This is a genomic window from Massilia sp. IC2-477, assembly GCF_020707265.1.
In the GTDB taxonomy this organism is placed as follows: Bacteria; Pseudomonadota; Gammaproteobacteria; order Burkholderiales; family Burkholderiaceae_D; genus Telluria.
Genome location: NZ_JAJFEQ010000014.1, coordinates 38,175 through 49,977 on the forward strand (window position 1 = coordinate 38,175; position 11,803 = coordinate 49,977).

At 66.4% G+C, this 11,803-nt stretch carries 11 protein-coding genes and 1 tRNA gene; 2 read left to right on the plus strand and 10 right to left on the minus strand.

Annotation, left to right across the window (positions count from 1 at the left end; all coding sequences use genetic code 11):
• Positions 1-56 precede the first annotated feature (56 nt).
• Positions 57-515, plus strand: a complete 459-nt coding sequence (locus tag LK542_RS22315; RefSeq protein ID WP_227813633.1) for a hypothetical protein — start codon at positions 57-59, stop codon at positions 513-515.
• 62 nt (positions 516-577) lie between these two features.
• On the opposite strand, the gene mqo is transcribed toward LK542_RS22315, so the two are convergent.
• The 5 genes from mqo to LK542_RS24910 all read right to left on the minus strand — a co-directional run bounded on the left by mqo (position 578) and on the right by LK542_RS24910 (position 5,864).
• The gene (gene mqo / locus LK542_RS22320) at positions 578-2,296 is read right to left on the minus strand and encodes a malate dehydrogenase (quinone) (RefSeq protein ID WP_227813634.1); all 1,719 of its coding nucleotides are present in this window, start codon (positions 2,294-2,296) and stop codon (positions 578-580) included.
• A gap of 577 nt (positions 2,297-2,873) precedes the next feature.
• Positions 2,874-2,949: transfer RNA gene (locus LK542_RS22325), tRNA-Phe, on the minus strand.
• Positions 2,950-3,016: 67 nt separating this feature from the next.
• Positions 3,017-3,580 carry a lipocalin family protein gene (locus LK542_RS22330; protein WP_227813635.1) on the minus strand — a complete coding sequence of 188 codons (564 nt, stop codon included), beginning with the start codon at positions 3,578-3,580 and terminating at the stop codon, positions 3,017-3,019.
• A gap of 73 nt (positions 3,581-3,653) precedes the next feature.
• Positions 3,654-4,139: an acyl-CoA thioesterase gene (locus tag LK542_RS22335; RefSeq protein ID WP_227802881.1), complete on the minus strand. Its 486-nt coding sequence runs from the start codon at positions 4,137-4,139 to the stop codon at positions 3,654-3,656.
• A gap of 81 nt (positions 4,140-4,220) precedes the next feature.
• Positions 4,221-5,864 (minus strand): methyl-accepting chemotaxis protein, encoded by a 1,644-nt coding sequence (locus LK542_RS24910; RefSeq protein WP_374040232.1) that lies wholly within the window; start codon positions 5,862-5,864, stop codon positions 4,221-4,223.
• A 242-nt stretch (positions 5,865-6,106) separates the two neighbouring features.
• Between LK542_RS24910 and epsC the strand changes: the two genes are divergently transcribed.
• Positions 6,107-7,024, plus strand: coding sequence for a serine O-acetyltransferase EpsC (epsC, locus tag LK542_RS22350; protein WP_227813636.1), 918 nt, complete (start codon positions 6,107-6,109; stop codon positions 7,022-7,024).
• A gap of 4 nt (positions 7,025-7,028) precedes the next feature.
• Here epsC and LK542_RS22355 read toward each other — a convergent pair whose 3' ends face one another.
• The 5 genes from LK542_RS22355 to LK542_RS22375 are packed head-to-tail and all read right to left on the minus strand — an operon-like array spanning position 7,029 to position 11,786.
• Positions 7,029-7,763, minus strand: a complete 735-nt coding sequence (locus tag LK542_RS22355; protein ID WP_227813637.1) for an ABC transporter ATP-binding protein — start codon at positions 7,761-7,763, stop codon at positions 7,029-7,031.
• Positions 7,760-8,575: an ABC transporter permease gene (locus tag LK542_RS22360; RefSeq protein WP_227813638.1), complete on the minus strand. Its 816-nt coding sequence runs from the start codon at positions 8,573-8,575 to the stop codon at positions 7,760-7,762. The genes LK542_RS22355 and LK542_RS22360 overlap by 4 nt, the downstream gene beginning before the upstream one ends.
• A gap of 3 nt (positions 8,576-8,578) precedes the next feature.
• A complete protein-coding gene (locus LK542_RS22365; protein ID WP_227813639.1) occupies positions 8,579-9,550 on the minus strand; it encodes an aliphatic sulfonate ABC transporter substrate-binding protein in 972 nt (323 codons plus the stop codon).
• Positions 9,551-9,564: 14 nt separating this feature from the next.
• Positions 9,565-10,965: an LLM class flavin-dependent oxidoreductase gene (locus tag LK542_RS22370; RefSeq protein ID WP_227813640.1), complete on the minus strand. Its 1,401-nt coding sequence runs from the start codon at positions 10,963-10,965 to the stop codon at positions 9,565-9,567.
• Positions 10,966-10,967: 2 nt separating this feature from the next.
• Positions 10,968-11,786 (minus strand): MetQ/NlpA family ABC transporter substrate-binding protein, encoded by an 819-nt coding sequence (locus tag LK542_RS22375; protein WP_227813641.1) that lies wholly within the window; start codon positions 11,784-11,786, stop codon positions 10,968-10,970.
• Between the last annotated feature and the right edge of the window lie 17 nt (positions 11,787-11,803).

The window sequence follows — 11,803 nt, forward strand, 5'->3', positions numbered from 1 at the left end:
CTTCCAATGTCATTCGCTGGAGTACAAAAATCCTCGGTTTTCTCATCAGAACGGTGGTGCGCCGGCCAAAGCTGAGCATCGCGATCGCACTGTTGCTGTTGGCAGCCTTGGCCAGCACGATGACCTATACCGGTTTCCTTGTGATCGGCGTGCTGGCCGATTACCTGGACACGAGCCGGTTCGTCGCCGGGCTGCTGCTTGGCGCTCTTCTGGCACGATTTCCTTCATTTAGCAAAGGCAAGCTGCGCATCGTCGGTCTTTTGCCGAAACCCGTGCGGCGCCCGCTCATCGTCGGCTTGCTCGCACTGTGCTTCCTGCACTTTCTGTCGCAGGGCGACTACGTGCCGGCGGGGTTCACCGGGTTCACAACGCTGTTCGTGCTCACCTTGCCCTGGCTGAGGCGGGCCATGTTCGACCGCTTGCTGTCGTCGGTCTTCCCGTTCGCCGGACGCAAGCCGGCCACGCGCAGCGACGATATGGTGATCGATGGCGAGTTCAGGGAAAGGAAAGACTGAGGCGGATGGCCCCGGAAACGAAAACGCCAACCTGCATGGGTTGGCGTTGAAGCTGGACAGCACTACAGCGCGATATCGGACCGCTCTTTCACTTGCCCAGGCTGAGCGCCGGGAGCGGCGCCTGGAATAAAGGTATCCAGGCTTGGCGATGCGATCGCCAGCTGCAGGGTTTCCGCGGTGCTTGCCCAGGTCGTCGCCAGCAGCTGCACGTTCTCGTTCAGCTTCTTGCCATAGGACGGAACGATCTCGCGAATCTTTTGCTGCCACGCGCTTGTCTTCATCCGATCCGGGAACACTTTCTCCAGCAGCGACAGCATGATCGCCGGCGAGGTGGAACCACCAGGCGATGCCCCCAGCAAGGCAGACACCGAGCGATCTTCGGACACCACGACTTCTGTACCGAGCTTCAGTACGCCGCCCTTGTCCGAGGTGTTCTTGATGATCTGCACGCGCTGACCAGCTTGCCACAGCCGCCAATCTTCGTCCTTCGCGTCGGGCATGTAGTGGCGCAGCGCCGCCATCTTGTCCTCCCTGGACTGCTCCAATTGTTCCGCAAGATATTTTACGAGTGCAAACTCGTGGGCGCCGACTTGAAGTTGCGGAATGATATTGGAGGGCGTAGTCGCCTTCGCGATATCGAAATAGGAACCATTTTTGAGGAACTTGGTCGACCAGGTGGCGAATGGCCCGAACAGCAGCACCGTTTTACCATCCAGCACGCGGGTATCCAGGTGCGGCACCGACATCGGTGGCGAACCCGTATCTGCCAGCCCGTACACTTTCGCCAGGTGACGCGAGGTAATTGCCGGATTGTCGGTGACCAGGAACTCGCCGCCTACCGGGAAACCAGCATATTGTTTCGCTTCAGGAATGCCCGACAACTGCAGCAGCGGCAATGCGGCGCCGCCCGCACCGATGAAGATATGGCGGGCATCCACCGTCTGGACTTTGGAACCATCCTTGATGTCGAATGCCGACACGCGCCAGGATCCATCCTCGTTGCGCGTGATCGAGCGGACCTCGTATCCGGTCGAAATCCTGCTGCCCACCGTCTGGCCGAGATGCTGGTAGAACTGGCGGGTAATCGCGCCCAGGTTGACGTCGGTGCCGAGCGGCGAACGGGTGGCGGTTACCAGCTCGTCCGCTTTGCGGCCTTCCAACATGAGCGGAACCCACTCGGTAATCCTGGCCCGGTCGGTGCTCAATTCCATGCCGGCGAACAGTGGTGACGCCTTCAAGGCCGCAACGCGCTTGCGGAGGAACTCCCGGTTCTCCTCGCCGAACACGAGATTCATATGAGGTGTCGAATTGATGAACTCGCGTGGATTGCCCAGCACACCCTTGCGCACCTGATGCGCCCAGAACTGGCGCGAGATCTGGAAGTTCTCGTTGATCTCAATCGCCTTTGCAATGTGCACTTGGCCCTTATCGTCCATCGGCGTGTAGTTCAGTTCGCACAGCGCCGAGTGACCTGTTCCCGCGTTGTTCCAGCCATTGGAACTTTCTTCCGCAACTTTATCCAAACGTTCGAACACTTCGAAGGTCCAGCTCGGCTCCAGCTCGGACAGATAGACGCCGAGTGTTGCGCTCATGATGCCGCCGCCGATCAGCAGCACGTCGACCCGGCGATCAGCCTTGGCGGCACGGTATTGGCCACCCAGTAAAAACGAGTAGCCGCCCCAGACCGCTGCGGCGCCGACAGCAGCCCCGATGAACTTGCGTCGGGTGAAGCGCATGCCGCTGGAGCGGGTTGCTGGATTGTTGCTGGTTTCTTGACTCATGTGATGAGTCCTCCTGATAAAGATTGAAAGCGCCAGCCAACCGTCAATTGACAACGGTGTGCAGACGCGAGCTGATGTGTTCGGGAATTTACTTTCCTACCAAGAGCGCGGCGATGCTTGATGCCTGCTCCTGCGGGGACGACTGTCTCGCATTGAGCAGGATTCTTTTCCAGCGCATGTTGGAGGGCCAGCGCTTCCTGTTCGCTGAACCCATTCAGTAAGCGCCCATCGCACCGATGACCACGACAAACTGCGACGCGGTCAGGCCCAGGGACAGCATTTCTTTATCAAGCGCTTTAAAAGCGCATCCACGTCTGGCTAATCAGCTTGCCGAATTGCATGTGTTTAGCTCTTCAAATGCTGTCACACGGTCTGAAAGTGCCTCTGCGCAATATGTGCGTATGGAAAATATGTATTTTATTTGCCCAGGCAAATATAAGCGATAAGGGTTTTTACGAACTAAAGGCGGTAGGGGGCGTCAATGAGGTGGGACCGGCCCGCCCCCAGGAATGGCGGAAATAGACCCAGAAACGACAACGCCCACTCGTAGGAGTGGGCGTTATGCAAGACATGTTCTTGGTGGCCCGGGGCGGAATCGAACCACCGACACAAGGATTTTCAATCCTCTGCTCTACCAACTGAGCTACCAGGCCAAGGGCTCGCATTCTAGCACAGGGGTCGGCGCGGCGGTAGTGCTTCCGCGAAATCAGGAAGTCCCCGTCATTCCGCCTGCCTGGTCGGCGCCAGGCGGTTCAGGTCCAGGCCCTGGGCGCGCAGGCGGCCGAGAAGGGCGTCGTAGGCGGCCGGGTCGACCTTCGGCGTACGTGACAGGATCCACAGGTATTCGCGCTTCGGCTCGCTGACCGCGGCAAGCTGGTAATCCGCGTCGAGGTCGATCACCCAGTAGTCGCCCCAGACCATCGGCACCCAGGACACGATGGCCGGGGCGAAGCGCACTTCCAGCTTCGGCGAAGTTGGGCCTCCGGGCTGGCGCGCCACGCCGTTGGCCGTGTCGGTGCCGCCGTCGGCGCGCCGGCAGCGGTTGACGACGTTGACCCGGCCATCCTCGCGCAGGCTGTAGGTGGCGGTGGTGAAACCGATGCATTTCTTCTGGAAGGAATTCGGGAATTTCGCGATCTCGTACCAGGTGCCCAGGTAGCGCTTGAGGTCGAGCGCGGGGATGGTGGCGAGCGGTTTGGCGCCGCTTTCCGACTGGCCAGCGGCAAAAGCGGCAGGTGCGCACAAGGACGTGCACAGCAATGCTGCGAGCAGGATAGGTTTCATGCGTGCTCCCGATATGGTCGAGCCTGGATGCTAACCGTGCCAGCCGCGCTTCGACGCACGGCAGGCGCTGGCTTCAGGCGCGCGCCGCGGCGCGTTCGGCGTGATGCCGTTCCAGTTCCAGCCGGGCCGCCTTGCGCGCCTTGGCTTCCTCGAAGCGGCGCTGTTCGTCCGGGGTCGATGGCGCCAGCTGCGGCACGGCCACCGGCTTGCGGTCGTCGTCCACGGCCACCATCGTGAAGAAGCAGCTGTTCACGTGGCGCACCACCTGCGAGCGAATATCCTCGGCGATCACCTTGATGCCGATTTCCATCGAGCTGCGCCCGGCGTAGTTGACCGAAGCGAGGAAGGTGACCAGCTCGCCGACATGGATCGGCTGGCGGAAGGTGACCTGGTCGACGCTCATCGTCACCACGTAGCGGCCGGCGTAGCGGCTGGCGCAGGCGTAGGCGACCTGGTCGAGCAGCTTGAGGATGGTGCCGCCGTGGACGTTACCGGAAAAGTTCGCCGTGTCCGGGGTCATCAGGACCGTCATCGACAGCTGGTGGGAAGGCAGGTTCATGCGGGACTCATCCACAAAATCAACAAAGCACTATGTTGCTTCAGAAACGCCGGGCCGGCAATGGCCGCCCCGGCGCCGGGGTCAGGAAGCGCTCAAGGCCGGCTCGCCGGGCTTGGCGTGCCGCACCGTGACCTGGGCACCGCCAGCCGGACGCCCGGCAGGCTGCGAAGGTATGGCCAGCGTGAAGACCGCCACCAGAGAGGCCAGGCGCGCCGCCTGTTCCTTCATCGAATCGGTGGCTGCCGCCGATTCTTCGACCAGGGTCGCGTTTTGCTGGGTGACACTGTCCATGTCGGCCACCGCGCGGTGCACCTGCTGGATGCCGTTCGCCTGTTCCTTGCTGGAGTCGACGATTTCACCCATGATTGCGGTCACCCGGCCAATGCTCTCGACGATGCCAGTCATGGTGGTGCCGGCGCGACCGGCAAGGTCGGCGCCGAGCGACACGCGGCGGGTCGAATCATCGATCAGTTCCTTGATCTCCTTGGCCGCAGCAGCAGCGCGCTGCGCCAGGCTGCGCACCTCACCTGCCACCACCGCGAAGCCGCGCCCCTGCTCGCCAGCGCGCGCCGCTTCCACGGCCGCATTCAAGGCCAGGATGTTGGTCTGGAAGGCGATACCGTCGATCACGCCAATGATGTCGGTGATGCGCGCCGAGGAGGCGTTGATCGCGCCCATGGTGTCGACCAGCTCGCCGACCATGGCGCCGCCCTGCTGCGCCACGGTGGAGGCTTGCAGCGCCAGCCCGTTCGCCTGGTCCGCGTTGGCCGCGCTGTGCTGGACCGCATGCGCCAGTTCGTTCATCGACGACGCGGTCTGTTCCAGTGCCGCCGCCTGGCTCTCGGTGCGGCGCGACAGTTCCTGTGCCTCGTCGGCCATCGCGTCCACCGAGCTGCCGATGGTGGCGGTACCCTCGCGCACCTGGCCGACGATGCCGGCCAGGCTGTCGCGCATGCCCTGCAGCGCGTGCATCAGGCTCGCCCCATCGCCCGGCCGCAGCGCGACCTGGACCGCCAGGTTGCCGGCCGCGATCTCGCTTGCTACCCGGGCCGCTTCCGCCGGTTCGCCGCCCAGGCGGCGGAACAGGGCGCGCGCGAACAGCATCGAGGCGGCGATGCTGACGGCGAGTGTCAGCACGCACAGACCGACCAGCATGCTGCTGCTGTGGTGTGCGTCGTCCAGCACGGCACGCGCGCCGGTGTCGATGGCCTTGTGCTGCAAAGCTTGCAGCGCCGTCACGCCATCTATGTATTGCTGGGTGGCGGGCACGAATTCGCGCTCGTACAGCGCCATTGCCTCGACTGTCTGGCCTTCCGCCTTCAGGCGCATGACCCGGTCGCGGCTGGCGATGTAGCGCCCGCGCGCTTCGCCGATTGCCGCGAACAGCGCTTTTTCTTCCGGCGTGTCGAGCAGGGCGCCAACCTGTTCCTGTAGCGCGCTGGTGCGGCGGCTCGACTCCGTACTCTCGGCGGAGAAAGCCTTGGCCAGCTCCGGATCGGCCGAGCGCGCGACTGCTGCGGTGCGCTTGGCCGACACCGAGGTGTTGAGCAGCCACTGCGAGGCGAGGCGCTCCTTGATGAGCGGGCGTTGGGTCAGCGCCTCGGTTTCCTGCGACATGCGCTGCAGGCGCCAGATGGCGACCGCGGTTGACAGGAAGGAAACGATGATCACGAACGCGAATGCGATACGTAGTTGGGTACGGACACTGCTTGCAGCGATGGACACGAAGACTCCCAAGGTAAGTGAGGTTCCATGCCGGTGCGGACTGCACCGCAATGGCGCAGTTGTCGGCATGGTCGGCAGCGGTGCCGTGTGGGCGCCGCGGGCCATTAACATAATGCAAAAACCGCGCCTGAAGTGATGGCATTGATCAGCTTATGCGCCAATCATGATCTCCAACGATTTGCGCATATCGATGGATGATTTAAATCGTTTTCCGGTGCGCGGCGGGCATGTAGGCTGGGGGCATGAACAGCGATTTCCCGACCTCTTCCGGCTCCGTGCAATGGCACCTGGGCCCGATCATCGATGCATTGCGCACCTCGCGCGAATCGACCCATAACATCCGCCACCAGGGCCGGGTGCGCGAGCTGCCCTCGCGCGAAGTCCTGACCCAGGTGATCAACGGCGTCTCGGCGGCGCTGTTCCCGACCCATTACGGGCGGCCCGACCTGAACGACGAGAGCATTGACTACTTCGTCGGCGACACGCTCAATGTGGCGCTGGACCGGCTGGTGGGCCAGGTGCGGCGCGCGCTGCGCTTTACGCCCCAGTTCGCGGAAGCCGACGAGGCCATCCTGTTCGAGCAGGCGCGGGCCATCACGCGCGAGTTTGCCGGCAGCCTGCCGGCGATCCGGGCGCTGCTGGTGTCGGACGTGCAGGCGGCGCTGGTGGGCGACCCGGCGGCCAGTTCGGTGGCCGAGATCATGCTGTGCTATCCGGGCACCATCGCCATCCTCTACCACCGCCTGGCGCACTGCCTGCACCGACTGGGCGTGCCCTTCCTGGCGCGGCTGGCGGCCGACATCGCCCACTCGCTGACCGGCATCGACATCCACCCGGCGGCGCAAATCGGCGGCAGCTTCTTCATCGACCACGGCACCGGCGTCGTCATCGGCGAGACCGCCATCCTGGGCGAGCGCGTGCGCCTGTACCAGGCAGTGACCCTGGGCGCCAAGCGCTTCCCGGTGGACGCCGGCGGCGCGCTGGTGAAAGGCGCGCCGCGCCACCCGATCGTCGAGGACGACGTGGTCATCTATGCCGGCGCCACGGTGCTGGGCCGCATCACGGTGGGCGCCGGCTCCACCATCGGCGGCAATGTCTGGCTGACCCAGAGCGTCCCGCCCGGCAGCAACGTATCACAAGCGCAGTCGCGCAATACCTAGTCCATTAGAAGGCATGAGCCGCGTGCAGGCTGTCCAGGATCGCTCCCCTGAGCGCACTGGCGGCCAGCGCGGCGCGCTCGCGCGGGCGCGCCAGGTCGACCGTGAATTCGGCCCGCACCGGCCCTGCCGCCGCATCCATCAGCAGCACGCGGTCGCCCAGCAGCAGGGCTTCGTCGATGTCGTGGGTGACCACCAGCACGGCCAGCCCGCGCTGGCGCACCACCCGCCCCAGCAGGTCCTGCAGGCGCATGCGGGTGAAGGCATCGACCGCCGAGAAGGGCTCGTCCAGCAGCAGCACGCGCGGCGACGTGAACAGGCCGCGCGCGATTGCCGCGCGCTGGGCCTGGCCACCCGAGAGCTGCTTCGGCAGCGCGTCCGCATGGCCGGCGAGGCCCACTTCGTCCAGCAGGGCGGCGATGCGCGCGCTTGAATCGCGGTCCGGCGCGGCGCCGAAGGCGATGTTCTGCGCCACCGTCAGCCAGGGAAACAGGCGCGGTTCCTGGAACACCATGCCGACGTCTAGCGAGGGGCCGCGCAGCGGCTGGCCGTCCAGGCACACGCTGCCGCGGTAAGCGGTGTCGAGTCCCGCGGCGATCGACAGCAGGGTGCTCTTGCCGCAGCCGCTGGCCCCGACCAGGCTCACCGCTTCGCCGGGCGCCAGGCGCAGGCGCAGGCTGCGCAGCACGGGACGCGCGCCGTGGTCCTTGGCGTCCACGGCGATGTCGAGCAGGGGTCTCATGGGGAGCTCCGGTCGCCGACACTGTCGCGCCAGGCCAGCAGGCGCCGTTCCAGCGCCTGCATCGCACTGTCGCTCAGTTTCCCGAGCAGGGCCAGCAGCACGATGGCCGCCAGCATGATGTCGGCGCGGCTCGATTCGCGCCCGTCGGTCAGCAGGTAGCCAAGGCCGCGGCTGGCGGCGATCAGCTCGGCCGCCACCATGAACATCCAGGCCAGGCTCAGGCCGTTGCGCAGGCCGGTGAGGATGGCCGGCAGCGCGGCCGGCAGCAGCACCCGGCGCGCCAGCGTCACCGGCGGCAACCGGTACAGGCGCCCGACCTCGACCAGTTTGCGGTCGACCCCGCGGATGCCGGACACCACGCCCATGTATACCGGGAAGAAGGCGCCGATCGCGATCAGGACCAGCTTCGGGGTTTCGTCGATGCCGAACCAGAGCAGCAACAGGGGCACCCAGGCCAGCGAGGGGATGGCCCGCAGGGCCTGGAAGCTGGGATCGAGCAGGCGCTCGGCGCGCCGGTCGAGCGCGACCAGGGCGCCCAGCGGCAGCGCCAGCGCGGCGCCGGCCAGGAAGCCGGCGAGCACCCGCAGCGTGCTGGCCGCAAGGTGGCTGCTCAAGCCGTTGGCGGCCAGCCAGGCCAGGGCTTCGCCCACGGCGCTCGGCGGCGGCAGCAGGTTGGCCGGCACCAGGCCGGCGCGCACGCCCAGCTCCGCGCCCAGCACGATCAGGACGGGCAGCAGGGCGCCGAGCGGCAGGCCGGGCCTGAGGCGCAACGTGGGCGCGGGCGCGCTCAGTTCGATCGAACGCGGTTCCATGGCTCAGGCGCGCGCGACCAGTGGGCGGGCAAAGCGCACGTCGATCAGGCTGGCGATCACCTTGTCGAGATCCGTGCCGGGCTTGACCAGGGCTTCGTCGCGCAGGATGGGCGCCGCCAGCTGCAGCGCGCGCAAGTGCTCGGCGCCCGGCTGCGGGTTGCTGAAGTCGCTGCGCAGCTTGACCTGCAGGAGCGCCACCGGCAGCGAGACCTTGGCTTCGCTGGACAGGATCTTCGCCGCCTCGGAGGGATTCGCGCGGGTCCAGGCGCGCGCCCGCTCATAGGCCTTGATCACGCGCGCCGTCTCGCCCGGGCGGCTGGCGAGGAAGTCCTCGCGCACGTTCAGGAAGCCGTAGGTGTTGAAGCCGACGTTGCGGTACAGCAGGCGCGCGCCGCCTTCCAGTTCGCTCGCCGCCATGTGGGGGTCGAGCCCAGCCCAGGCGTCGACCCGGCCCTGCTCGAGGGCCGCGCGGCCGTCGGCGTGCTGCAGGCTGACGTGCTCGATGTCGGTGCGCTTCAAGCCCACGCTGTGCAGGGCGCGCAGCAGGAACAGATAGGGATCGGTGCCCTTGGTCGCCGCCACCTTCTTGCCGCGCAGGTCGGCCAGCGAACGGATCGGCGAGTTCTTCGGCACCACCAGCGCCGTCCACTCGGGGCGCGAATAGATGTAGGGGGTGCGGATCGGGTTGCCGTTGGCGCGCGCCAGCAGGGCCGCCAGGCCCGCGCTGGAACCGAAGTCGATGCTGTTGGCGTTCAGGTATTCGAGCGCGCGGTTGCTGCCGGCGCTCAGCACCCACTTGATGCGCGTGCCCTCGGCCTTGAATTCCTCTTCCAGCCAGCCGAAGTGGCGCAGCACCAGGCTGGTGGGCGAATAATAAGCATAGTCGAGCCGCAGCTCTTCCAGCGGCGCGGCGCGCACCGAACCGATGGGGAGGGCGCCGAGGGCGGCAAGCTGCAGCAGGCTTCGTCGTTTCATGATGCTCCTTCAGGTCAGGCTGCCGTGGGCAGCAAATCGGCGGCCGGCGCGTCGATGCGCACCTGGCGTCCCGGATGGTCGGGCGCCAGGCCGGCGCCGGCGCCGAGCAGGCGCTCGCGCAGGGTGGCGCCGTCGAGCTCCTCGGTGCGGTAGCGGCCGCGCCGCCGCAGTTCCGGCACCACGTGTTCGACGACGCCGCGCATGTCCTCGAGCGGCAGCGCGTAGGCCAGGTTGAAGCCGTCGACGCCGGTCACGTCCAGCCAGTCTTCCAGCTGGTCGGCCACCTGGGCGCCGTCGCCCACGATGAGCGGGCCGCGCCCGCCCAGGCCGATGAACTGCGCGGCTTCGCGCACGGTCCAGCGCCGCTCCGGGTCGGCCGTGCTGAGCGAGGCCAGGGCCGAGCGCCCGGCGTCGGTGTCGATGTACTCGATGGTGTCGTCCAGGTGATGGCGCGCGAAGTCGACGCCGGTCCAGCCGGACAGCAGGGCCAGCGCCGCTTCGATGTCGACGTATTGCTGGTATTCCGCCAGGCGGGCCCGGGCCTCGGCTTCGGTGGCGCCGGTGATTACCAGCGCCTGGGCGTATACCAGCAGTTGCTGCGGATCGCGTCCCTCGGCCTGGCGCGCCGCCCGGACGGAGTCGACGTAGCGCTTGACGGCCGCCTTGCCGGGTGCGCTGACGAACGTCGCTTCCGCATGGCGCGCGGCGAAGCGCATCCCGCGCGGCGAGGCGCCGGCCTGGTACAGGAAGGGCGTGCGCTGGGGCGAAGGTTCGCACAGGTGGATGCCGGGCACCGTGTAATAGGTCCCGGCATGGTTGATCGGGTGCACGCGTTCGGGGTCGGTGTACACGCCGCGGGCGCGGTCGCGCACGACGGCGCCGTCTTCCCAGCTTTTCTCCCACAGCTTGTAGACCACTTCCAGGTACTCGTCGGCCAGGTCGTAGCGCTCGTCGTGGCCGAGCTGGCGGTCCAGGCCCAGGTTGCGCGCGGCGCTGTCGAGGTAACCGGTGACGATGTTCCAGCCGACCCGGCCGCGGCTCAGGTGGTCGAGCGTCGACATGCGGCGCGCGAAGGTGTACGGATGCTCGTAGGTGAGGGCGGCGGTGACGCCGATCCCGAGGCGTTTTGTCGCTTGGGCGATCAGCGGCACCAGGGCCAGCGGGTCGTTCAGCGGCGCCTGCACCGCATGGCGCAGCGCCGGGGCGGCGCTTTTACGGTAGACGTCGTACACGCCCAGCACGTCGGCCAGGAAGATGGCGTCGAAGCCGCCGCTTTCCAGCAGCTGTGCCAGTTCGATCCAGTATTCCGGCGTGGTATAGCGCTCGCTGTCGCTGCGCGGATGGGTCCACAGCCCGGGCGACTGGTGGCCCGGTGTATTCATCTGGAAAGCGTTGAAGCGGATCGGGCGCGCCATGCTCATTTCCCCGCCTGTAGCGCCAGCTGGTAATCGGTCTTGGCGTAGTCGGCGAAGTGGCGCTCGGTCACCTCGAGGAATTCGCGCGAGCGGTAGGCGGCGGCGATGTCGCGTGCGAAGGGCTTGTCGCGGTCGGCCGTGCGCACCGCCACCAGGTTGGCGTAGTTCGGCGAGATCCGCTCGGTGCGCAGCGCGTCCTTGAGCTTGAGGCCCGAGGCCAGGGCATAGTTCCCGTTGACGAAGGCGAAGTCGGCATCCTGCAGGGCGCGCGGCAGCTGGGCAGCTTCCAGCGGGAGCAGCTTGACCCCTTTCAGGTTGGCGGCGATGTCCTTTTCCGACGCGCGCACCGGGTCCACGTTGGGACGCAGCCTGATCCAGCCAAGCTGGTCGAGCATGACCAGGGCGCGCGCCTGGTTGGTCGGGTCGTTCGGCAGCGCCACCGTGCTGCCGCTCTTCGCGCTGTCGAGGCTGCGGTGCCGGCGGCTGTAGATCGCGATCGGCGCGGTCGGGATCTTGACCAGTTCCGACAGCGCCAGCTTGTGTTCGGCGGCGAAGCGGGTCAGGTAGACGATGTGCTGGAACACGTTGGCGTCGAGCGCGCCTTCGGCCAGTGCGAAATTCGGCTGGATGTAGTCGTTGAACTCGACGATCTTCACCTTGTAGCCCTTCTTCTCGAGGAGCGGCTTGATGCCGAGCTTGACCTGGTCGGCATAGGGACCGGCGCTGGTGCCGATCACCAGCTCCTTCGGGTCTTTCGCCTGTGCGCCGAGGGTCAGGGCAAGCAGGGTGGCGGCGAGCAGGGTGCGGCGGGGTGCGTGCATGGACGGTCCTGTGTGAA